This window comes from Bradyrhizobium sp. Rc3b, from assembly GCF_900114915.1.
Lineage (GTDB): Bacteria > Pseudomonadota > Alphaproteobacteria > Rhizobiales > Xanthobacteraceae > Bradyrhizobium.
Genome location: NZ_FOUS01000004.1, coordinates 92,495 through 114,942 on the forward strand (window position 1 = coordinate 92,495; position 22,448 = coordinate 114,942).

The window sequence follows — 22,448 nt, forward strand, 5'->3', positions numbered from 1 at the left end:
GGTTCGGCTACGGTTGCCGCCATGATGGTTCGATCCGGCAATCCGGCCTTGCGGCTCGGGACGCTGATATCAGCAGTGCTGCTGGTCCTGCTCGGTGCCGCCGGGACCGGATGGCCGCAATCCGCTCCGCCGGCGCTTGGCTTGCAGGAGCAGGGGCCGCAGGCTGCGCCTCAGCCGTCGACACCCGCTCCATCGGCGCCGCCGGCGGCAGCGGAAAATCCCGGGCTGATCAATGAAATGGGCAAGCTGTTCGACAAGCTGCCCTCGATCCTGCCGCCGATCAAAAGCCCGAACGAGACCATGAACGATCTGTCGCGGCTGGCGAAGCCCTCGACCATGGTGTCGGGCCGGGTGGCCTGTCCGGCCTCGTCCAACGGTGCGCCCGATTGCAAGCAGGCCGCCGACCAGCTCTGCCAGAGCAAGGGTTACAAGGACGGCAAGAGCCTGAATGCCGACTCCGCGGAAAAATGCTCGGCCAAGGTCCTGATTCCCGGCAGGGCTCGCAAGCCGGACGACTGCCGCACCGATACTTTCGTGACCAGCGCGCTGTGCCAGAACTAAAGGACGTCGCGCAGCAACAAGGAGCGCCCATGAGCCGTACGGAGCAGGACTTCCTCGGACAGCGTGAGATCGCCGACGACATCTATTACGGCGTCCAGACCATCCGGGGTAAGGAAAACTTCCACATCACCGGCATTCCGATGAACCAGGAGCCTTACTTCGTGAAGGCGCTCGGTTACGTCAAGAAGGCAGCCGCCATGGCCAATCGCGATCTCGGCGCGATCGATGCCAAGGTCGCGGACGCGATCATCCTCGGCTGCGATCGCGTCATCGCCGGCGACATGATGGACCAGTTCGTCACCGACTTCATCCAGGGCGGCGCCGGCACCTCCACCAACATGAACGCCAACGAGGTGATCGCGAACCTCGCGCTGGAATCGCTCGGCTTCGGCAAGGGCGACTATCAGCACGTCAGCCCGAACGATCACGTCAATTACGGTCAGTCGACCAACGACACCTATCCGACCGCCTTTCGTCTCGCGCTGATCCTGCGGCTCGAGAGCTACATGACCGCGCTGCGTCAGCTCCAGGAAGCTTTCTTCGCCAAGGGTCGCGAGTTCGACCGCGTGCTGAAGATGGGCCGCACGCATCTGCAGGATGCCGTGCCGATGTCGCTCGGGGCCGAATTCCGGGGCTGGGGCACCACGATCGGTGAGGAGGTCGACCGCATCTCGGAAGCGCGTGCGCTGCTGCGCGAGATCAATCTCGGCGCCACCGCGATCGGCACCTCCGTCACGGCTGCGGTCGGCTATCCCAAGCTCGCGGTCCGGCACCTCAGCGCGCTGACCGGCGTCGACTTCATTCTCGCCGGCGATCTCGTCGAGGCGACCTCCGACACCGGCGCCTATGTGCAGCTCTCGGGTGTGTTGAAGCGCACCGCGAGCAAGCTGACCAAGATCTGCAATGACATCCGCCTGCTCGCCTCCGGCCCGCGTGCCGGCTTCAACGAGATCAACCTGCCGCAGCTGCAGCCGGGCTCCTCGATCATGCCCGGCAAGGTCAATCCTGTCATCCCGGAGGTCGTCAACCAGACCAGCTTCCTCGTTATCGGGCTCGACACCACGGTGACGCTCGCGGCATCCGCCGGCCAGCTCCAGCTCAACGTGATGGAGCCGGTGATCTCGTTCGCGTTGTTCTTCTCGATCCGCACCATGGAGCGCGCGGTCAACAGCCTGCGCGAGAATTGCGTGGTCGGCATCACCGCCAACGAGGAGCACACCCGCAACATGGTGCTGAACTCGCTCGGCATCGTCACGGTGCTGAAGCCGCTGCTCGGCTACAAGCAATGCGCCGAGATCGCGCGCGAGGGCTACAAGAGCGGCAAGTCGCTCCACCAGATCGTGGTGACCGAACGCAAGCTGCTGACGCAGGAGAAGTGGGACGAGATGTTCTCGTTCGAGCGGCTGATCAATCCGGATATGATCGGGTAGGAGCAGCTCTCGCCTCTCGTCATTCCGGGGCGCGCGGAAGCGCGAACCCGGAATCCATTCTACCATTCGCGCTGACGCCCGATGGATTCCGGGTTCGCGCCAAGAGGCGCGCCCCGGAATGAGGAGAGGCGAATTCCGCTGCTTGGAAATTGCTGCCCAGGCATCCGCTCCGGCGACAAAACGCAATACTTGACAGTGGAAAGATTGCCTTGTTGGTATGGCGGTCAACCTTCCATTGACTTGCCAACAGAGGATCGTCCCGCAATGTCCATGCCTGCCTTGTTCAAAGGACGCCTGTCGATCCCCGTGATCGGCTCGCCGCTCTTCATCATCTCGGTGCCCGATCTGGTAATCGCGCAGTGCAAGGCGGGGGTGGTCGGCTCGTTTCCGTCGCTGAACGCGCGGCCGCCGGAGCTGCTCGACGAATGGCTGGCGCGGATCACCGAGGAGCTCGCGGCCTACGACCGCGCCCATCCCGACAAGCCGTCGGCGCCGTTTGCGGTCAACCAGATCGTGCACAAGTCGAACAACCGGCTCGATCACGACATGCAGCTCTGCGCCAAGTACAAGGTGCCGATGATCATCTCCTCGCTCGGCGCGCGCGAGGAGCTGAACCAGGCCGTGCACGGCTGGGGCGGCATTGTCTTCCACGACGTGATCAACCAGAAATTCGCCCACAAGGCGATCGAGAAGGGCGCCGATGGCCTGATCCTGGTCGCGGCCGGCGCCGGCGGCCATGCCGGCACCATTTCGCCGCTGGCTTTCGTCGCCGAGACACGAAAATGGTTCGATGGCCCGATCGCGCTGTCGGGGGCGATCGGCAACGGCAAGGCGATCCGCGCCGCGCGCATCTTGGGGGCCGACTTCGCCTATATCGGTTCGGCCTTCATCGCGACCAAGGAAGCCAACGCGGTGGAGAAGTACAAGGAGATGATCGCGGGATCGACCGCCGACGACATCGTCTATTCCAACCTCTTCACCGGAGTGCACGGCAATTATCTGAAACCCTCGATCCTCGCCGCCGGCATGGATCCGGAAAACCTGCCGACCTCCGATCCCTCCAAGATGAATTTCGGGACCGACGCTTCCGGCGAGCGCGCCAAGCCGAAGGCCTGGAAGGAAATCTGGGGCTCGGGCCAGGGCATCGGCAGCGTCGAGGCCATCCTGCCCGCCGCCGAATTGATCGCGCGCTTCAAGAAGGAATACGACGAGGCGATCGATCCGCCGTTGTAAGCGGCGGTTATCGTAGCGCGCGAATCCCTCATCCGTCGTCCCGGACAAGCGAAGCGCAGATATGGGACCCATAACCACAGGGAGCAGTTTGGCGAAGACTCGTAGTAAGTCTCGCGTCAAAACTTCTTCCTGGGGTTATGGGTCCCTGCTTTCGCAGGGACGACACTTTTTGCTGAATTCCGATTGTCCAAGCCAACAGAGATTTGAGCGATGCCCCCCATCTACCGCGTCGACGGCAACAGCGTCGTCACCAGCCCGGATGCCGCCGGTCCCTGGGACCGGGGCATGCAGCACGGCTCGGCGCCGGCGTCGCTGGTGACATGGGCGGCCGAGCGCATTCCGACGCCTGCTCCGATGGATATCGCGCGCGTCACCATCGATCTCATGCGCCCGGTGCCGGTGGCGCCGCTGACGATTGAGACTGAGGTCTTGCGTGAGGGCCGCAAGATTCAGCTCTGCGAAATCAAGCTGCTCGCCGACGGTGTGCAGGTCGTCGGCGCCACCGTGCTCAAGATCAGGCGCCAGGCGCTGTCGTTGCCCGACGACGTCAAGGCGCTGCCGGTGACGCTGCCCATGCCGGAGGACTCGCTGGCCGAGGATGGCCACGCCGCCACCAGCCCGTTCGTGCGTTCGGTCTCGATGCGCGCCGCGCGCGGCCGCTTCGGCCAGGCCGGCGCCGGCGCGATCTGGTTTCGCGTCGACCATCCGCTGATTGCCGGCGAAGCAATCTCACAGGCCATGCGTGCCGTGGTCGCCGCCGATTTCTCCAACGGCACCGCCTCGACGCTCGACTTCCGCGCCTGGACCTACATCAACGCCGATCTCACCGTGAACTTTTCGCGCCAGCCCATCGGTGATTGGATTCTGCTCGACGGCGATTCCTGGATCGGCCCCGACGGCGCGGGGCTCGCGATGTCGCGGCTGGCGGACCGGCAAGGCTATTTCGGCCGCGCGGTGCAGAGCCTGGTGATCGAGAAGCGGCAAGCGTGACGGCGGGGCCGCGATGGCTCCTTCCGAATGAACGGCAGGCTTCCGCCGCCGCGGAAGGGATGTTTGGTCGTGTCGACCAGAGCATCCTGCCAGTTCACATTCCGTAGAAGATCTTGATCTCCCACAGCACCACGATGATAGCCGTGATCAACGTGACCGCGGCGACTGCACTTTCCAGGGAAGCGACTCGCATGTCTTACTCCGCTTCCCAGCCCCATCAGCGGTCTAGGTGATTCCCTGATTCGCCTGCAATCGGGCGGCCATCGCCGGCGCATACTCCGTTGCTTGTTGTGGTGCCGGGGCCACAATCACACCGTAAAATCCCGGGGTAATTACCCCACCATCCGGTCCCGCCCGCTCCAAAACCCGGCGCGCAGCACCTTCTTGTCGACCTTGCCGACACCGGTCATCGGCAGCCGCTTGACGAACTGAATCTGCTTGGGCGCATGCGCCGAGCCTTTTCGCGTTTTCACGAGGTTGATCAACTCGTCCGGATCGGGCCTTGCGCCCTCGCGCGGCACGACGATGGCGGTGACGGCCTCGCCCCATTTCTCGTCGGGGACGCCGACGACCGCGACCATGGCGACGTCGGCGTGCTGCGACAGCACGTCCTCGACCTCGCGCGGAAAGATGTTGAAGCCGCCGGACACGATCATGTCCTTCTTGCGGTCGAGGATGAACATGTAGCCGCGTTCGTCCTTGCGCGCGATGTCGCCGGTGTGGACCCAGCCGTTCTTCAGCGTCTCGGCGGTGATGTCGGGCCGCTTCCAGTATTCCGCCATCACATGCGGGGCGCGCACGCAGATCTCGCCGGCCTCGCCGGTCTTCACCTCCTGGTCGTCGTCATCGAGGATCCTGACCTCGCAGGCCGCGATCGGGAAGCCGCAGGACAGGAATAGCTCGGGTGCGTTGAGATCGTGATCCGCCTTGCGCAGCACCGAGACCGGATAGCATTCGGTCTGCCCGTAAAGCTGCGAGAACACCGGTCCGATGCGCTCGATGCCCTCGACCAACCGGCTCGGCGACATCGCCGACGCCCCGTAGAGCACGAGCTCGAGCGAGGACAGGTCGGTCTTATCAAGCGCAGGATGGTCGAGCAGCACGTAAATCATGGTCGGCACGAACAGCGTGAAGTTGATGCGCTCGCGCGCGATCGTGGTCAGCACGGCCTCGGGATCGAATCCCTTCAGCATGTGCACGGTGCCTCCGCGCATCAGGGTCGGCAGCACTTTCGTGCCGGCGACATGGCTGATCGGGGCGACCGTGAGGTAGCGGGCGGCGTCGGGGATTTCGAAATCGGCGAGGATCGCGGCGGCTGCTCCGGCATTCTCGCGGTGATAGCGCAGCGCGCCCTTGGATTTGCCGGTGGTGCCGCCGGTGTAGTTCAGCGTGGAGAGATCGTCGAGACCGGCGAGGCACTGCGCGCTGGCGTGTCCCGCGCTCTCGATGGCCGCCAGCAGATTGACACCGTAGCCGGCTGGTCCCGTCGTGAAGATCGCCTTCAGCCGGGTCGCCCTTGCGGAAAGCTCGCCGCCGCGGTCGCGGAAGGCGGCCGCATCGACCACCAGCATCTCGGCCTCGGAGTCCTCGAGCTGGAACAGCTGGTCCTCCAGCGATCCCAGCGGATGCAGCCAGGTGATGCAGAGCCGCGACAATTGCGCGGCGACGCCGGCGCACCAGGTGTCGGCGCGGTTCGCGGTGAGGAAAGCGACGCGCGCACCGGGCTGCAGGCCAAGCCGCATGAACACGCCCTGTATGCGTCCGATCAGGTCGATAGTGCCCTGATAGCTCAACGATCCCTCGGGCCATGCGAAAGCAGTGCGGCCGGGATAGCGCGACAGCGCCCGTAGCGTCTGCGCACAAGTCGGGGACGATGCGTGGAGCGGATCGGACATATGTTTCCTCGTTGCTTTGTCACCGGCTTCTGGCGTGCCAATGTTGCCGATGACGCTAGCACAGAGACTGCGGGAGGAAACGACAAAGCCCGCACGGGAGGCAAGCGTGACGAGGAGATTTGCGTGCCATCAGATCGACTGCAACGCTTCGGCGATCGTCTCGCTCTGCCGCTGATCGCAGCGCCGATGTTCCTGGTGTCGGGCGTCGAGCTCATGGTCGCGGCCTGCCGCAACGGCGTGATCGGCAGCTTCCCCACCGCGAATTGCCGCAGCACGGTGCAGCTCGATGAATGGCTCTCCGCGATCGCGATGCGGCTGCGGCAGCACGAAGACCAAACCGGCTGCAAGGCAGCGCCGCTCTGCCCGAACCTGATCGTGCACCGCTCCAATGCAAGGCTGGCGCAGGATCTCGCCGTGCTGCTGCGGCACAGGCCGGAGATCGTCATCACCTCGGTCGGCTCGCCCGCGCCCGTGCTGAAGCCGCTGCATGACGCCGGTGCGCTGGTGCTGGCGGACGTCGCCTCCATCCGCCACGCCGAACGGGCGGCGGAGGCAGGTGCCGATGGGCTCGTGCTGCTCACGGCGGGCGCGGGCGGGCAGACCGGCTGGCTCAATCCGTTCGCCTTCGTCCGCGCGGTGCGCGCATTCTACGACGGCATCATCGTGCTCGCCGGCGGCATCAGCGATGGCCATGCGCTGCACGCGACCGAAGTGCTCGGCTGCGATCTCGCCTATATGGGCACGAAATTCATCGCGACGCGCGAGAGCATGGCGGACGATCGCTACAAGCGGATGCTGGTCGAGAGCTGCGCCGACGACATTTTGCTCACCACTGCGTTCACGGGTCTGCAGACCAGCATGCTGAGGCCGTCGATCGTGGCCGCCAGCCTCGATCCCGACGATCTCCCGGCACGCGGGGCGATCGACATCGCTGAGGATATCGACGTTGCCGCGCGCGAGAGCCGGCCAAAGCGCTGGCGCGACATCTGGAGCGGCGGGCACTCGACCTCGGGGGTGACGGACGTGCCGGCGGTTGACGAGCTGGTTGCGCGGACGCTCGCCGAATATCGTGCGGCGGGCGGGCCGTAGGCGCAGCCCGTCGAGCCCGGCCACGACGGTGTGGGTCACGGTTAATCCCGGGCTCCTCCGCCCTCCTTATTTAACGGCAGATTAACCATCGCCGGCCAAGAATCCCCTCACGGCCGCCAATCAGGGCCGAGAGGGACAGGCGATGGACTTCGATTTTCTCAACAGCAAGACAGCGGCTTCGCTGGACGAAATCCGCGTCCGCGTCGCTCATGCCCTGGCGCGACACCCGCTGTGCCGCAACGTCCGTTTCGACATCGTCAGCGTCCCCCGCACCCGTCGGGGCGGCAACTGGACGGTGACGCTGCAATCGGTCGAGCCGCGCGCGGTATGGGAGGCCTCGGAGATCGTCGCCGATATCCAGGACGCCTACGACCTTTCGGCAGCTGCCTGATTTCCTTGAACTTTCCGGGCGATGTCGCCGCAGTCCGCGCGATTGCCGCCGCGATGGCACGGTTAAGCCTTAATTATCGCCCAGTTGTCGGGCAGTGATCACGTGGACTTGAAGTTGGGCGCGGAGAGACGTTTGTCCAAAGCCATCACCATCGTTGTGCTGACCTGTTTCCTCGTCCTGGGCGCCGCCACCACCGCCATTCTTGGCCGGGACAGCGTGCCCAGCGTCAGCGAAGAGATGATCGCGCAGACGCCTCCGGCCAAGCCGCTCTCCACCAACCGCGCCGCCAAGGCCGACCGTCTGGTTCCGACCCTGGCCCTGGCTTCGGCCGCGTTCGAGCCGGTCCAGGTGCCGGCCGACAGGCTTTCGCGGGCGCCCGTGCTGGCCGAGCCGCTGCGCCAGGCCTTTGCCGCCGCCACGCCATCCGATTTCCCGATGCCCAAGGCGTCGAGCCTCTCCGAAGCGCCCGTGGCGGCTGAAGTTCCTGCCGTCGAAGTTCCGGCCAAGCCGAAGGTCGTGGCCAAGCCGCAGCCGCAGAAACACTATACCCTGCTGTCGGACGCACAGATCTCCGGCATCCGGGATCGCCTGAAGCTGTCCTCATCGCAGGAATATTACTGGCCTTCGGTCGAGACCGCGCTGCGCAACGTTGTCCGCAAGATCTCGGCCAACAAGCTCTCCAATCCGAACGCGCCACCCAGCGCGCAGATCGATCCGAACTGCGACGAGGTCCAGCAATTGAAGTCGGCCGCCATGCCGCTGCTGTTCCAGCTGCGTGACGATCAGAAGGAAGAAGTGCGCAAGCTCGCCCGCCTCATCGGGCTCGAAAAAGTCGCGCAGCAGATCTGACGCGGCGTTCCTTCCCAGGAACCGCTCGCCATCAGGAACATCCGGTAATCCCACGGCGTTGCTCGCTCCAAACAGGGAGTGGGTTAATGCGCGCCACGACAGCTTATTTCGTCGGTGCCGGAACCATTGTCGCGGCCATTGCCATTGGTCTGGGCGGCGGCATCGTTGCCGGCAACATCATGAATCCGGTCGCGTCCAAACAGGGCCCGGACACCAGCAAGATGGCGCAGCGCGCCGAGTCCGCGGGCGCGCCGGCACAGACGAGCGCGCCGTCGGAACGCGTCAATTATCTCACCGGCTCGCAAGCCTTCGGCGCAATGATTGCCGCGCCCGCGCAAGCCGAAGCGAAGCCGGAAGCTGTAAAGCCCGACACGCAGACCACTCAGGCGAATGCCGGACCGCCGGCGCCGCCGCCTTCGCAAGCGGCCGCGGTTGAGCCGCCCAAGGAACAGTCCAAGGAACAGTCGAGGTCAGCAATCGCATCGCCTCCGCAAGCCGCAAAGCCGGCTGAGCAGCAGGCCTCGACCGAGCCGGCCTCTTCACCCGAGAACGCCTATGCCAAGGCGAGGGACTCCGACGCGAAGCGCGCTGCGTCCGAGCGGCGCCGGATGGAGCGCCGCGAGCGCTGGACCGAGCGCCGCCACTACGATTCCCGCGAGCAGCGCGGCTTGCGCGACCGCACCGATTGGGACGACGTCGCGCGCAACATCCGCGAAGATTCCGATGTGCGTGATTACGCCAGCCGGCCGCGCGGCGGCTTCCCGCAGATCAGGTTGTTCGGGCCCGACGACGACTAGCGCCGAGCCCGCGATCGCGGCTTGCGATGGGAGAATGTCCGCGCGCATCGTCACGTCATTCCGGCGCGCCGCAATCCTTCGAGATAATGCGCACGATCCTCATCCCGCAGCATCGGCAGCTCGCGCGTGATCCAGCCGAGCGAGACCTCGGGCTGGGCGCGGCGCAGGCCTTCCAGGGCGGACGCTGCGAGCGCCGGATTTCCTGACATTCCGGCCGCCGCCGTCAAGACACGGTGCGCGCCGACGAAATCGCCGCGCTGTCGCATCGATTCCCGCGCCATCTGCACGGCTCCGTCATAGTCGCGGCCGACGAACCGGGCATAGGCCGCAACCCCGCAATAGATCGCTGCGAGCGGATCGCGCGGGCTCAGCCGCAGTGCGCGACGTGCGGCGGCATCGCCCTCTTGCCATCGTCCGGCGTAGCACAGCGTCACACCGTAAAAGGCATGCGCCATCGCGAAGTTCGGGTTGAGCGTCAGCGCCAGCTCGAACTCCGCCAGCGCGTCATCGAAGCGGCGGCGGAACAGGTAGGTGTAGGCAAGGCCATGATGGGCCCAGGCATCCTCGCGATCGGCCTCCACCGCCGCAAGCGCCGCGCGTTCGGCGATCGGCACTGTCGCGGCCATGTCGGCCCAGCCCATATGCGCGCCGAAGATATGGCTGGTCGCGAGCAGGCCCAGCGCCTTGCCATAGGCGGGATCGATCGCGACGGCCTTTTCGAGCAGCCCTTGCGCAGCGGCATTGTCCTCGCGCGTGCTGCGCCAGTGATGCGACAGCGCGCGCATCACGAGGTCCCAGGCATCCAGGCTGCCCGGCGGCTTCTGCTCGGCGCGAAAACTTTCGGCGGCGTAGAGCTGCGGCTCGATTGCGGCGACGATCGCCTCGGTGATCTCGTCCTGCACGGCGAAGATGTCGGCGAGCTCGCGGTCGTAGCGCTCGGCCCAGAGATGGCTGCCGGTCGAGACGTCGTTGAGTTGAGCCGAGATGCGCACCCGCTCGCCGCTCCGCCGCACGCTGCCTTCGACCACATAGCGAACCCCGAGCTCCTGCGCGACCTCGCGGATGTGCACGGCGCGGCCCTTGTAGACGAAGGAGGAATTGCGCGCGATGACGAAGAACCAGCGCAGCTTCGACAGCGCGGTGATGATGTCCTCGCTGATGCCGTCGGAGAAATAGTCCTGCTCGGCCGCGCCGCTCATATTGGTGAAGGGCAGCACGGCGATCGCGGGCCGTTCGGGAAGCGCGAGTGCGGCGCGCTGCACCCGTGCGGCGTAGCCAGGCTCCGGCGCGATCGCGCCACCCATCGTGCTACCTTTGGCCTCGACATCGCCGACGAAGCGAAAGCCCTTGCGGGCGATGGTGCGGATCAGGGCCTGGTTCGCGCCACTGTCGCCGACGGCCTTGCGTGCCGCGTTGATCCGGCTGGTCAAGGTGGATTCGGAGACGCTGCGCCCGTGCCAGATCTTGTCGATCAGCTCGTCCTTGCTGACCACCCGGTCGCGGTTCTGCATCAGGTGGACGACGAGATCGAAAACCTGTGGCTCCACGGCAATGGGAACCTGCTCGCGGCTCAGCTCGCGCCGGTCGGTATCGAGAAGGTGATCCCGGAACAGAAACTGCACGTCGAAACTCAGGCCTCATTACGAATTTGGGTAGCAAACGACAAAATGAAAATTTGGGTCGAAAACTGTGAGTCTGCCGAAGGGGACGTTTGGTTCATCGCGATCGCGTGATGGCAGCCATGCCGTGCGATTGGGGTCGGATCGCTGGGGGTGACGTGTTGACCGGATATCTCCCTCCGCAATCGACCCGTCATCCTTCGAGGCCTCCGCTTCGCTCCGGCACCTGCGGATGAGGGGCGATCGTGCGAGTGCGCCGTATGTCGTCGTGCGGGACGAATGTGCGACGAGCCGCGAATGTCCTTTGCCGGACCGTGTGCCCTGCGTAAGCTGTCGCCCACACAAACACCAACCACGAAGAAACGCCGATGCCTGCTTTTCCTGCCTCCACCACCGTGCTCGATTCCATGCTGTTCCGCGACGCCTTCGGTACGCCCGAGATGCGGGAGGTGTTCTCCGACGTCGCGCTGGTGGCGCGCTATGCCGAGGTCGAGGTGGCGCTGGCGAAGGCTGAGGCGAAATGCGGCGTGATCCCGCGGGAGGCGGCCGAGCAGATCGCGGCGCGGACGGACGTCGCCGCGCTCGATTTCGATCTGCTCAGGCAGGAGACCGACATCGTCGGCTATCCGATCCTCCCACTGGTGCATCAGATGGTGAAGCAGTGCGGCGAGGCCGGCCGCTACGTGCATTGGGGCGCGACCACGCAGGACATCATGGACACCGCCGTGGTGTTGCAACTGCGCGCCGCGCTCGGGATCGTCGAGCGCGACATCGCCGAACTTCGCCGCATCCTCGCCGACCTCTCGAAGCGTTACCGCGACACGCCGATGGCCGGCCGCACCCATCTCCAGCAAGCGCTGCCGGTGACCTTCGGCTACAAGACCGCGATCTGGCTCGCCATGTTCGACCGCCACGCCGAGCGGCTGGCGCAATTGAAGCCGCGCGTGCTGGTCGGCCAGTTCGCCGGCGCCGCCGGCACGCTGGCCTCGCTCGGCGACAAGGGCTTTGAGGTCCAGGAGGCGCTGTGTGCTGAGCTGAAGCTCGGCGTTCCCGCCTCGACCTGGCACGTCGCGCGCGACGGCTTTGCGGAGGCCGTGAACTTCCTCGCGCTCGTCACCGGCTCGCTCGGCAAGATCGCGCTCGACATCATGATCATGGCCTCGACCGAGTTCGCCGAGGTCTATGAGCCTTTCGTCAAGGGACGCGGCGCCTCCTCGACCATGCCGCAGAAGCGCAACCCGATCTCGTCGGAGCTGATGCTGGCGGCGTCCAAGGCGGTGCGCCAGCACGCCGGCCTGATGCTCGACGCCATGGTACAGGATTTCGAGCGTGCCACGGGCCCCTGGCACGCCGAATGGATGGCGATCCCCGAAAGCTTCGTGCTGACCGCCGGCGCGCTGCACCAGGCGAAGTTCGCACTCGCAGGTCTCATCGTCGACGAGGCGAAGATGAACGACAATCTCGCCGTCAGCCGCGGCCTGATCGTGGCCGAAGCGGTCATGATGGGGCTCGCGCCGCAGCTCGGCCGGCAGGAGGCCCATGACGTGGTCTATGACGCCTGCCGTCAGGCCAACGAGAAGGGCATGAGCCTGGCCGACGCGCTGTCCGTGGACTCCCGGATATCGAGCCGCATCGATCGCGCCACAATCGAGGCGCTCACCTCACCGAAAAATTACCTCGGGCTCGCGCCCGCCATGGTTGACCGGGTGCTGAAATCGGCAACGCGTTGAAAACCAAAATGCGTGAAACTGCGTATCTTCTCCATGTCGCAAGGTGCTCGCGCACTTGCGTCCCGCGATGCTAGACTTAGATTGAACGACAGACTTCGGCAGAGGGCCCCGCATGACTGATCACCGCAATTCCGCCACTTCCATCGATCCCGTGAAACTCGACCGGCTGGCCGAGGTGGCGGTGAAGGTGGGCCTGGGCTTGCGGCCGGGACAGGATCTGCTTCTGACGGCGCCCGCGATCGCGCTGCCGCTGGTGCGGCGGATCGCCGTGCATGCCTACAAGGCCGGTGCCGGCATCGTGACACCGATCCTGTCGGACGAGGAGATGACGCTGGCGCGCTACCGCCACGGTCACGACAGCAGTTTCGATCGTGCCGCCGGCTGGCTCTACGAGGGCATGGCCAAGGCGTTCTCCGACAACACCGCGCGGCTCGCCATCGTCGGCGACAATCCGATGCTGCTGTCGGGCGAGGATCCTTCCAAGGTGGCGCGCGCCAGCAAGGCGAACTCGATGGCCTATCAGCCCGCCCTGGAAAAGATCGTCAATTTCGACACCAACTGGAACATCATCGCCTACCCAAGCCCGTCCTGGGCCAGGCAGGTATTCCCTGATGATCCCGAGGACGTTGCGATCGGCAAGCTCGCGGATGCGATCTTCGCGGCCTCGCGCGTCGATCGCGAGGATGCGATGGGCAATTGGGCGAGCCACAATGCGGTGCTGCGCGAGCGTACCAACTGGCTCAACGGCCAGCGCTTCCGTGCGCTCCAGTACAACGGACCGGGGGTCGACCTCACCATTGGCCTTGCCGACGGCCACGAATGGGAGGGCGGCGCCTCGCTCTCCAAGAACGGCATCAGCTGCAACGCCAACATCCCGACCGAAGAGGTCTTCACCACGCCGCATTGCCGCCGCGTCTACGGCCATGTCGTGAGCTCGAAGCCGCTGTCCTATCAGGGCACGCTGATCGACAACATCGCGGTGCGCTTCGAGGACGGCAAGATCGTCGATGCAAAAGCCTCGCGCGGCGCGGAGGTGCTGAACAAGGTGCTCGACACCGATGAGGGCGCCCGCCGCCTCGGCGAAGTGGCGTTGGTGCCGCATTCCTCGCCGATCTCGCAGAGCGGGCTGTTGTTCTACAACACGCTGTTCGACGAGAACGCGGCATCCCACATCGCGCTCGGCCAGTGCTATTCGAAATGCTTCGTCAACGGCGCGCAGCTCACCCCGCAGCAGATCGCCGCGCAAGGCGGCAACCAGAGCCTGATCCATATCGACTGGATGATCGGCTCGGCCGAGACCGATATCGACGGCATCTTGCCCGATGGCAGCAAGGTACCCGTATTTCGCAAGGGCGAGTGGGCGAAGTAGCGCGTCTTGCGGCCATCCTTCGAGACGCCCGCCGCTGGCGGGGCTCCTCAGGATGAGGACGGAGTGCGCGGCCGTCGCTCCAGCGGGCACCGAAGTCGATCAGCCTCATCCTGAGGAGACCGCGAAGCGGTCGTCTCGAAGGACGAGGCGCGCGCTCAGGCCTCTGCCGAACCGCCTCACGCCGCCGCGTTGCGCAGCATCGGATTGTTGTCGATGCTGAAGCGGTTGAACAATGTCGTGAACGGGCTGCCGTCCGTGGCCCGCACGATGGCGTCGGAAGCGGCGATCGCCTCGTAGAGCGCGCCGACGGGATCGTCCGCCTCGCCCAGGGCGAGGTTCATGCGGATCTCCTCGCGAGCCTCGTTGATCTCGTCCTCGTCGTCGAGTGTCGCCTCCAGCGCCTCCGCCGCACGCCGCATCTCCGCGAGGTCGCCGCCGCCGGAAAATTTGAGGATGTCGAGCCAATAGGGGCGGGCGACGACGAGCTGGACGAACGCTTCGAACGTATCGGCGATAATTCCCGCGCGGCCTTCCGATGAGACGTAGAGCACGTTCTGCGACGGCAGCAGCACGAAGGCGCCGCCGGAGCCGTCACTGCCGATCTGCCGGGGGCTTTCGATGCCGTCGATGGTGAACCAGGGCTCCTCGTCGGGCGCGAAGGAGACATCGAGGCTGAACAGCCAGGCGACGGCCTCACGATTGGCTGTCAGAACCTCGGGCGTGAGGGGCATCGGCGTGGCTCCGTTCTATGCTTCCGCGCACTTTGTCGCACCCCAAAAAGGATCGGTTCATGTGCGCGAATTTGCAGGGAAATCGCGACGTTAACCGTTTCGCGCCTGCAACTTGCGGCTGATTTTCGAGGCCTGCGTAAGAAAGAATTAAAAACGGATGACTAGCGTTCCCGACATCTTTCGAAACAATGCGGGCCGAGACCCGGCCATACTTAATTATATCCCCTGGGGAAGAAGATGTCGCGCTCATTGATTGAAATCGGTAGTTGTAACGTGGATCTCGAGCTCCGGCCGATCGAGCCATCCTGGATCATCGAGGGCAATCCCGTGTCGCGCTCGCATATCCTGTCCACCAGCGCCGACGGCACCGCCTCGACCATTATCTGGCAGTGCACCGAGGGCCGCTTCAACTGGTACTACGATATCGACGAGACGATCATGATCATGGAAGGATCGATCGTGCTCGAAAGCGACGGCATGCCGCCCAAGCGCTACGGCCCCGGCGACGTGATCTTCTTCCGCGACGGCGCGCATGCCAAATGGCATGTCGAAGGCCACGTCAAGAAGATCGCCTTCTGCCGCAAGACCAATCCCGTGATGATCGGTTTCCTGATCCGCGTCGTCAACAAGCTGAAGAAGATCTTTACCTCCACCGGCGAGCGCCGTCCGGCCTCGCTGATGGGCGCCGGCTAGAGCATGATCCGGAAAAGTGTGCAGCGGTTTTCCGAAAAGATCATGCTCAAACAATAGTCTCAGTTCAAGAACGCTTCCCAGCGGCCACGACGGAAGAGGGGTCGGGATCAACATCCCGGCCCCTTTTCTCGTCATGACGGCAGCTCGAGCCGATAAACGTCGATGGCGGTCTGCGAGAACAGCGCGGTCTTCTCGGCCTCGCTCAGGGGTGCGGCGATGCGCTTGAAGGCGTTGAAGATCACCTGGTAGCTGCACTGGCCCTTGTCCGGCGGGAAGTTGCTCTCGAACATCGCGCGGTTGGGTCCGAACGCCTCGATGCAGGTTTCGACGTAAGGGCGCCAGGCCGCGGCAAGCTCCTCGGATGACGACGGCCTGTCGCGCATGTGGAAGTCGTAGCCGAGCAGGCACATAGCGAGGCCGCCGAGCTTCACCACCACGTTCTCACATGTCGCGATCTCGCGGATCGAGGCGCGCCATTGCGCAAACACCTCTTCGCGCCGCCCCGCAAAGCGGCCGACGCCGGCCGGGCCGCCGCAATGGTCGAGCACGATCCTGGTGTCGGGGAAGGCGCGCGCCAATTCGGTCAGTTCGCCGATCTGTGGATGGAACAGCCAGGCATCGAAGCTGAGGTTGAGTGGTGCCAGGCAGGCAAAGCCTTTGCGGAAAGCGGGATCCTGCAACAGGCCCTTCGGCCGGTTCGCATACATGCCGGCGACGACAGGATCCTCGTCCCAGGCCGAGGAATGCCGGATGCCGCGGAAGCGGCCATTGCCGGCGGCGATCTCGGCTTCCAGCAGCGGCTTGGCGGCGTCGCCGAGCAGCAGATTGGCGTGGCTGACGATGCCGGCACAGATCGCCGCCTTGCCGTAAGCGCCGCTCGCGCTCATCGCGGCGACGCCGTTGGCGAATTCGACCTCGCCGACGGGCCGGAACGCCTCCGGCCCGTGCGCGCGATACATCGAGCGGCAATCGACATAGACCGTGGCAATCACGTTGTGGCCGGAGGCGATGTCGGCCGCCATCTCCTCGATCAGATAGCGGTGCCCGCGATTCCAGAGATGGTGATGGGGATCGACGATCGGCCGCAAGGGATCAATGATCTCCTCTTGATGCAGCGCGAGCCAGTCCTCGCGCGGCTCGACGAACAGCCCGCTCGTATTCGCGGGCACACTGCTTGCAGCCATCGCGTGTTCGCTCCCTCTAAATTTTTGTGTCGGGAGCCTAGCATCTCACGCGCACGCACAGGAGCGCGCATTGCTCAGAGCCCCACAGCAGCGGTGGAGCAAGGTGCGCTCCCTCTCCCGCTTGCGGGGAGGGCTGGGGTGGGGGTGCTTCCGCAATGGGACACTCCCGATACGGAGAAAGCCCCCACCCGGCGCTACGCGCCGACCTCCCCCGCAAGCGGGAGAGGTTGCAGCGAGTTTGCCGCCGGATCGTTTCAATCAAAATCCAATCGGCCTAAGTCCTTCCGCCGCTTCGCCTTCACATCGACCATTAGCCGCCAATCACTTGCATCGGCCGGCTTGGCCTCGCCGAGCCAGTGGAAGAAATCGCCGGTGATTTCCGTAAAGCTCCAGCGGGTCAGCTCGCCGGCCTCCGTTGTGCCTTCCTGCACGATGTCGGCGCCGCGCGGCCGGCCGATCTGCTGGCGGAAGACGCTGCGTCCGGGATCGAACCAGGAAATCCGCCACGCAGCGATGGTCGGATCGTAGACGCGCAGCGTCGTGCCGTACCAATTGCCCGCAATCGGAAAGTCGGGGCTGCCTGCGGGGCGCGGGATGATCCAGACGTCCTGGACGGCGCGGCCCTCCAGCACCCAGCCAAAATGGATCTCGCCGGCTGCCGTGTGTTTCGCTGCGCCGGGCCCATGGGCGCTGATCTCGGCAACCCAATCCCCGACGAAGCGGCCATAGAGCTGCAGCGCCGCCGCGTGCTCGGGGTTCGGTCCATCCGCGTGCAAGAGTCTGGCAAAGTCGGTCATGTCGATCTCCTGTTTCAGACAGATCAGCACGACCGGCCGATCGCCGGCTTGGAGAAAATTGCGCGTCAGACCCCGTCGAGGATGATCACCGTCGGCTTCGACGGCAGCGCATCCCGCGACATGCGGAACGACCGCTCGGAGCGCCGGTCGATCTCGAATTGCTGGCCGATCCGGCGCATGAAATCGTCGAGCGGGGTGGCGAAGCGATGCATCGGCAGCACGACCGAGGCGCGCAGGCGCTTGGTGATGTCAGAAATCCCTTCGAGCGACATGGTGTAAGTGCCGTCGATCGGCACCATCACGATATCGAGCCGTCCGATCTGGGCGAAATGGCTGTCGTCGAGCTTGTGATGGAGGTGGCCGAGATGGCCGATACAGAGCCCCGCGACCTCGAAGATGAAGATCGAATTGCCGTCGCGGATCATGTCGGCGCCGGCATCATCGCCGAAATAGCGGCGGATGTCGGTCGTGACATTGCGGATGAAGGCGTCACTGATGCGCTCCGACACGATCGCCGGCTTGCCGTCCTCGCCCCAACCATGCAGCACGTGAGGAATGCGCTTATCGGGAAACAGCGAGTAGTGCGTGCTGTGGGCCCGGTTCATGGTCACGACGTCGGGCAGTCGTCCGACCTGATAGGCGCCGCTATAATCGGTCGCGATGCGCAGGCCGCCGGGCGTGTCGATGAAATAGGTGGAATGGCCGGCATAGGTGATCTCGACCCCGCCTGTGCCGGCCGCCGGCCGGAACGCCACCGGCAGGATACGCGGGGCCGCGTTGGCCATCGCTAGGCATTCGCTGCGCTGTGGCTGCTGGGCGGGGGCAGGGGCGGCCAGCCAACTGAGAAACGCAAGAGCCGTCAGCAATGGTCGAAACATGCAGAACCGTCCGCCGCTCATCGACGATCTGCTGAGTGTATCGACGAATTATCCTCGCGTCATGTGGTGCCGGCCAGCCGCGCCAATCCGCCGCTTGCCTCGATCAGTTTCACGGCTTTCCTGTCGAAGGACACGAAAGTGTCGGCTCCAAGCCAATTGCCTTCATGGGCGATGACGCCATCGGCGAAATCGCCCCCGGCCTCGAGGAGCGACAATCCAGCCTCGGCTGCCGGCCGATCGACGACCGCATTGGAGGCATTGATCAAATGCCGGATCGAAGCCGAGATATTCTCAGCCGAAGTTTTGTAGCCTCGAGAGAGAACCCAGGCCAGTTCGCACAGTGCGGGAATCGAGATGGCTATTAGGTCTGCCTTCTTGAGAAGGGCTTCGGCCACCTTGCTCTGTTCGGCGTCATCCCCGACCAGAACGCGCACCAACACGTTGGTGTCGGGCGTTATCTTCATCGCTTGCCGGTCCAGCCGTCAGCGATGACTTCGTTCATCTCCTCGATCGACAATGATCGACCGTTCGTTTTTCCTCTCAGGAAACCGAAGGCGTCCGAAATCTTTCCGACGGGCCGAGCTGCCTTCACCTCAACCCGCCCTCCAGGAAGCTTCTCTATCGAGATCTTGTCGCCGGGATGCACACCGAGGTGCTCCAGGAGATCCTTCCGCAGCGTAACCTGCCCCTTTGCCGTGACAGTAAGCGTGCCCATGGGATCCTCAATTCTTGATAGCCGATAGGTAAGGTAATTTAGCCTTACTTTCAAGTGAGGCAGGCAAGGCGCCTCTCACGCCTTCTTGTCCCGCCTTGGGCTGAACTTCCAGGTGATCGCAACGAGGCTGGCGGTGATCAAGCCGCTGATGAGGCCGGCGATGGGGAGTGCAAGCAGCAATGCCGCGGTTGCGGCCCAGCCAATCGAGGAGAACGCCTCCGCGAAGGTCGCGAGCCGCGACGAGGTCTGGCGGCGGCGGAATTGGCTGCGCCGGGCCTGCACCCGGAACCAGAGCTGGATCGCGGTCGCGGAGGCCGCGCTGAGAATGATCGCGCCGGCACTCACTGCTGCCTGGATCGGTGCGGCGAAGGCCAGAGCGGCGATCAGCGGGCAGAAGATGACGGCGATCGCGATTAGCACCACCTCGATCTTGGCGCGGATGACGGCGGATGGCGTCAGCGGCGCAGTCGCGACCAGGTCGGGGGCGTCCTCGCCCGAGATGGTCAGCCAGGCCAGTCCGCCGGCAAGCTGTCCGGCCGCCATCACCACGACTGGCGTGATCAGCGTCAGCGCCGCGGAGCTGTCGGCAAAATTGCGCCAGAGCAGCAAGGCCGGCGGCACCAGATAGAGCAGCTGCATCAGGGTCTGCGAGATCAGCCAGGGATCGCGCCAGAGCAGCGAGAACTCCTTGCGCCGCAGCGCCTGCTGCCGCGACCCGGCGCGGAACGGGCGCTCCTTCGCGCGCCTGTTGCCGGAGGTGCCGTAAGCGGCGGCATCGATCGCCGTGTCGGCAAAGCGATGCGAGAAGATCGCCATGACGCTTCCGAGCAGCACCAAAGCGAGCGCCAGGAGCGGCAGCAGCGCTTCGCTGTCGCCCATCGCCGCCCGCGCCGGCCACCACCAGATGCTCTCGACATCGGGGGCATGGGCGGCCACGCTGCCTGAGGTCAGGATGGTGAAGCGCGACAGCGTGCCGTAGGACATGATCGCCGCGACCTGGAGCGCGATGACGAAGCCGGCGCCGATGATCGCGGCGAGGATCTGGGCGATCAGGCGCGTGCGCGCCGGGCCGATCAGGCGAAACAACAGGATGGTGACGGCGATCGCGACCGCCGCGGCCGACAGGCCCATGACGACGACCACCCCGAATGCGCTGAGCCAGCGCGCCCCGCCGCCGATCACGAGCACGTCGATGAAGGGCGTCGAGAACAGCAGCGCGATCGCGGTGACGGTCAGCGCGATCGCGGCGATGCGGACCGAGAACAGATTGGCGAGCGTCGCCGGCGAGGACATGATCAGGTCGAGATCGGCGCGGGCGTAGAACACCCGCGTCACCGATTCGATCGCCTGCGACAGCATCAAGGTCCAGGCGAGAAAGATCGTCGCCGAGATCACGATCAGCGAGGATTTGTCGAGCGGCAGCTGCAGATCGGCGAAACGGCCGATCACCGCCCAGGCCGGCAGGTGCAGCAGCGCGGCGAAGCAGATGAGGCCGATGACGGCGGCGCGCGCCCGCTTGCGCCGTCCGCCGGTCATCATGGCGAACCATTCGCGCCAGGCGAGCCGGAGCTCGTGGCGTGCGAACCAGGAGAGCGCGGTGGCCGAGCTCATGCGGCTTCCGGAAGCGTCACCAGCGCGATGAAGAGATCCTCCAGGCTGGTATCGGCATGGCCGTTCTGCTGGCGCAGCTCGGTCAGCGTGCCCTCGGCCACCAGGCGGCCCGAGGCGATCACGCCGATGCGGTCGGCCATGCGCTCGGCGACTTCGAGAATATGCGTGGTCATGATGACGGTGCAGCCGGCGCGGACACGTTCGCTGAGCAGGCCCTTCACGTGGCGGGCGGAGACGGCATCGAGCCCCGTCAGCGGTTCGTCGAGAATGATGAGGCGGGGATCGTGCACCAGCGCGCCGGCGAGCGCGACCTTCTGGCGCATGCCCTTGGAAAAGCCTTCGCAGCGCTCGTGTCGGTGCGGCTCGAGGCCGAGCGAGCCGAGCAGGTCCTGCGCGACCGGCTCCGAGACCGACGGCGCGATGCCCCAGAGGCCGGCGACGAATTCGAGATATTCGAGCGGGGTCAGCTTGTCGTAGATCATCGGCTCGTCGGAGACCCACGCCATCACCTGCTTGGCGGCGACGGGATTTTCGAGCGCATCGATGCCGAAGATCGAGACCGCGCCGGCATCGGGCCGCAGCAGGCCCGCGACCATGCGCAAAGTGGTGGTCTTGCCGGCGCCGTTGGGACCGACCAGCGCATAGAATTCGCCGGCGTGGATGGTGAGATCGAGGCTGTCGACCGCCAGACGGTCAAAACGCTTCGTTAACCCCAGGACTTCCAGCGCCGACTTGTCCCGCTTCATGACGCCCACACTATCCGGGTTTTGCATCGCTCGCGACCATGATCCCAAGATGTTTCGGCACCGTGAATCTACGGCCCACAAATTCCGCCATCCGGTTTCGACTAATGGCAAGTCACCGTTTGTTGACAGTACGGAGCGGTTCAGGCTGAATTGGTTCCGGACAAATGGCGCTAACGCAGCGAGACGACTGCGTAGCGACTGGACACAAGATGCGGCAAGGCGGTCGGGAAGAGCCGCCGGCTGTATCGGGAGGACGCGCGTCAATGCTGGATTTCGTTCAGCAGCTGGTCAGCGGTGTTGCGCTCGGCTGCGTCTACGGCCTGATCGCGCTCGGCTTCGTGCTCGTCTACAAGGCCACCGAGGTCGTTAATTTCGCCCAGGGCGATCTGATGATGCTCGGCGGCTTCTTCGCCTTCACCTTCATCGGCATGATGGGCCTGAACTACTGGATCGGCTTTGCCGGTGCGGTGGCCGCGATGGCGCTGTTCGGCATGCTGGCGGAGCGCGTCGTGGTGCGGCCGATCCTCGGCTATCCGCAATTCTCCATCATCATGGCGACCATCGGCCTCGGCTATTTCCTGCGCTCGGTTGCCGGCATGATCTGGGGCACCGATGATCTGAAGATCGAGACCCCGTTCAGCCAGGGCGTGCTCCGCATCGGCTCGCTGGTGCTCGCCTACGACAAGCTGTCGGTGATCGCGGCGACGATGATCCTGTGCACGCTGCTCTATCTGTTCTTCAACAAGACCACGCTCGGCACCGCGATGCGCGCCAGTTCCGAGAACATGCTCGCGGCCTACTACATGGGCATTCCGGTCAAGCGCGTGGTGTCGATCGTCTGGGCGATCAGCGCGGCGGTGGCGACCTGCGCCGGCGTGCTGCTGGCGCCGATCACCTTCATCCATTCCAATGTCGGCCTCGTGCTTGGCCTCAAGGCATTTCCCGCTGCGGTCCTCGGCGGCTTCGGCTCGATCCCGGGCGCCGTGGTCGGCGGCGTCCTGATCGGCGTGATCGAGAGCATGGCCGGCTTCTACCTGCCCGAAGGCTGGAAGGATGTCGCGCCGTATCTCGTGCTGCTCGCGGTGCTGCTCTTGAAGCCCGAAGGCCTGTTCGGCCACCACGTCCGCAAGAAGGTCTGAA

The 22,448-nt window shown here is 64.9% G+C and carries 22 protein-coding genes; 12 read left to right on the forward strand and 10 right to left on the reverse strand.

Going from position 1 to position 22,448, the window contains the following annotated elements; translation table 11 throughout:
- Positions 1-21: 21 nt before the first annotated feature.
- From BM190_RS10480 to BM190_RS10495, 4 genes are all read left to right on the forward strand, one after another.
- Positions 22-561, forward strand: coding sequence for a hypothetical protein (locus BM190_RS10480; RefSeq protein ID WP_092254159.1), 540 nt, complete (start codon positions 22-24; stop codon positions 559-561).
- 29 nt (positions 562-590) lie between these two features.
- Positions 591-1,991 (forward strand): aspartate ammonia-lyase, encoded by a 1,401-nt coding sequence (locus tag BM190_RS10485; RefSeq protein WP_092254161.1) that lies wholly within the window; start codon positions 591-593, stop codon positions 1,989-1,991.
- Between the two features lie 264 nt (positions 1,992-2,255).
- Positions 2,256-3,224 carry an NAD(P)H-dependent flavin oxidoreductase gene (locus tag BM190_RS10490; RefSeq protein WP_018321325.1) on the forward strand — a complete coding sequence of 323 codons (969 nt, stop codon included), beginning with the start codon at positions 2,256-2,258 and terminating at the stop codon, positions 3,222-3,224.
- Positions 3,225-3,434: 210 nt separating this feature from the next.
- A complete protein-coding gene (locus tag BM190_RS10495) occupies positions 3,435-4,214 on the forward strand; it encodes a thioesterase family protein (RefSeq protein ID WP_092254164.1) in 780 nt (259 codons plus the stop codon).
- 332 nt (positions 4,215-4,546) lie between these two features.
- On the opposite strand, the gene BM190_RS10500 is transcribed toward BM190_RS10495, so the two are convergent.
- Positions 4,547-6,109 carry an AMP-binding protein gene (locus BM190_RS10500; protein ID WP_092254166.1) on the reverse strand — a complete coding sequence of 521 codons (1,563 nt, stop codon included), beginning with the start codon at positions 6,107-6,109 and terminating at the stop codon, positions 4,547-4,549.
- A gap of 123 nt (positions 6,110-6,232) precedes the next feature.
- On the opposite strand from BM190_RS10500, the gene BM190_RS10505 reads away from it, so the two are divergent.
- From BM190_RS10505 to BM190_RS10520, 4 genes are all read left to right on the forward strand, one after another.
- On the forward strand, positions 6,233-7,198 hold the full coding sequence (locus tag BM190_RS10505; RefSeq protein WP_177237021.1) for an NAD(P)H-dependent flavin oxidoreductase: 966 nt from the start codon (positions 6,233-6,235) through the stop codon (positions 7,196-7,198).
- 142 nt (positions 7,199-7,340) lie between these two features.
- Entirely contained in the window at positions 7,341-7,589 is a 249-nt protein-coding gene (locus tag BM190_RS10510) for a hypothetical protein (protein ID WP_028140683.1), read from the forward strand.
- A 132-nt stretch (positions 7,590-7,721) separates the two neighbouring features.
- Positions 7,722-8,438, forward strand: a complete 717-nt coding sequence (locus tag BM190_RS10515) for a hypothetical protein (RefSeq protein ID WP_177237022.1) — start codon at positions 7,722-7,724, stop codon at positions 8,436-8,438.
- An 86-nt stretch (positions 8,439-8,524) separates the two neighbouring features.
- Entirely contained in the window at positions 8,525-9,235 is a 711-nt protein-coding gene (locus tag BM190_RS10520; protein ID WP_018321332.1) for a hypothetical protein, read from the forward strand.
- Between the two features lie 50 nt (positions 9,236-9,285).
- Here BM190_RS10520 and BM190_RS10525 read toward each other — a convergent pair whose 3' ends face one another.
- Positions 9,286-10,857 (reverse strand): winged helix-turn-helix domain-containing tetratricopeptide repeat protein, encoded by a 1,572-nt coding sequence (locus BM190_RS10525; RefSeq protein WP_092254170.1) that lies wholly within the window; start codon positions 10,855-10,857, stop codon positions 9,286-9,288.
- A 365-nt stretch (positions 10,858-11,222) separates the two neighbouring features.
- Here BM190_RS10525 and pcaB point away from each other — a divergent pair, with 365 nt between their 5' ends.
- Positions 11,223-12,584, forward strand: coding sequence for a 3-carboxy-cis,cis-muconate cycloisomerase (gene pcaB, locus BM190_RS10530; RefSeq protein ID WP_092254172.1), 1,362 nt, complete (start codon positions 11,223-11,225; stop codon positions 12,582-12,584).
- Positions 12,585-12,696: 112 nt separating this feature from the next.
- Positions 12,697-13,953, forward strand: a complete 1,257-nt coding sequence (locus BM190_RS10535; protein ID WP_092254174.1) for an aminopeptidase — start codon at positions 12,697-12,699, stop codon at positions 13,951-13,953.
- A gap of 176 nt (positions 13,954-14,129) precedes the next feature.
- Here the strand turns inward: BM190_RS10535 and BM190_RS10540 are convergent, their stop codons facing one another.
- Entirely contained in the window at positions 14,130-14,684 is a 555-nt protein-coding gene (locus tag BM190_RS10540; protein ID WP_092254176.1) for a hypothetical protein, read from the reverse strand.
- A gap of 237 nt (positions 14,685-14,921) precedes the next feature.
- On the opposite strand from BM190_RS10540, the gene BM190_RS10545 reads away from it, so the two are divergent.
- The gene (locus BM190_RS10545; RefSeq protein ID WP_018321336.1) at positions 14,922-15,377 is read left to right on the forward strand and encodes a cupin domain-containing protein; all 456 of its coding nucleotides are present in this window, start codon (positions 14,922-14,924) and stop codon (positions 15,375-15,377) included.
- Between the two features lie 131 nt (positions 15,378-15,508).
- Here the strand turns inward: BM190_RS10545 and BM190_RS10550 are convergent, their stop codons facing one another.
- The 7 genes from BM190_RS10550 to BM190_RS10580 all read right to left on the reverse strand — a co-directional run bounded on the left by BM190_RS10550 (position 15,509) and on the right by BM190_RS10580 (position 21,308).
- Positions 15,509-16,561 (reverse strand): amidohydrolase family protein, encoded by a 1,053-nt coding sequence (locus BM190_RS10550; protein ID WP_092254178.1) that lies wholly within the window; start codon positions 16,559-16,561, stop codon positions 15,509-15,511.
- A 254-nt stretch (positions 16,562-16,815) separates the two neighbouring features.
- The gene (locus BM190_RS10555) at positions 16,816-17,358 is read right to left on the reverse strand and encodes a hypothetical protein (protein WP_177237023.1); all 543 of its coding nucleotides are present in this window, start codon (positions 17,356-17,358) and stop codon (positions 16,816-16,818) included.
- Positions 17,359-17,423: 65 nt separating this feature from the next.
- On the reverse strand, positions 17,424-18,236 hold the full coding sequence (locus tag BM190_RS10560; protein ID WP_092254881.1) for an MBL fold metallo-hydrolase: 813 nt from the start codon (positions 18,234-18,236) through the stop codon (positions 17,424-17,426).
- Between the two features lie 59 nt (positions 18,237-18,295).
- Positions 18,296-18,700 carry a type II toxin-antitoxin system VapC family toxin gene (locus BM190_RS10565; protein WP_092254182.1) on the reverse strand — a complete coding sequence of 135 codons (405 nt, stop codon included), beginning with the start codon at positions 18,698-18,700 and terminating at the stop codon, positions 18,296-18,298.
- Positions 18,697-18,951: an AbrB/MazE/SpoVT family DNA-binding domain-containing protein gene (locus BM190_RS10570; protein WP_018321341.1), complete on the reverse strand. Its 255-nt coding sequence runs from the start codon at positions 18,949-18,951 to the stop codon at positions 18,697-18,699. The genes BM190_RS10565 and BM190_RS10570 overlap by 4 nt, the downstream gene beginning before the upstream one ends.
- A 75-nt stretch (positions 18,952-19,026) precedes the next feature.
- Entirely contained in the window at positions 19,027-20,562 is a 1,536-nt protein-coding gene (locus tag BM190_RS10575; RefSeq protein WP_092254184.1) for a permease, read from the reverse strand.
- On the reverse strand, positions 20,559-21,308 hold the full coding sequence (locus BM190_RS10580; protein ID WP_026202537.1) for an ABC transporter ATP-binding protein: 750 nt from the start codon (positions 21,306-21,308) through the stop codon (positions 20,559-20,561). The genes BM190_RS10575 and BM190_RS10580 overlap by 4 nt, the downstream gene beginning before the upstream one ends.
- Positions 21,309-21,571: 263 nt before the next feature.
- Between BM190_RS10580 and BM190_RS10585 the strand changes: the two genes are divergently transcribed.
- Entirely contained in the window at positions 21,572-22,447 is an 876-nt protein-coding gene (locus tag BM190_RS10585; RefSeq protein WP_018321344.1) for a branched-chain amino acid ABC transporter permease, read from the forward strand.
- The last annotated feature ends 1 nt before the right edge of the window (position 22,448 follow it).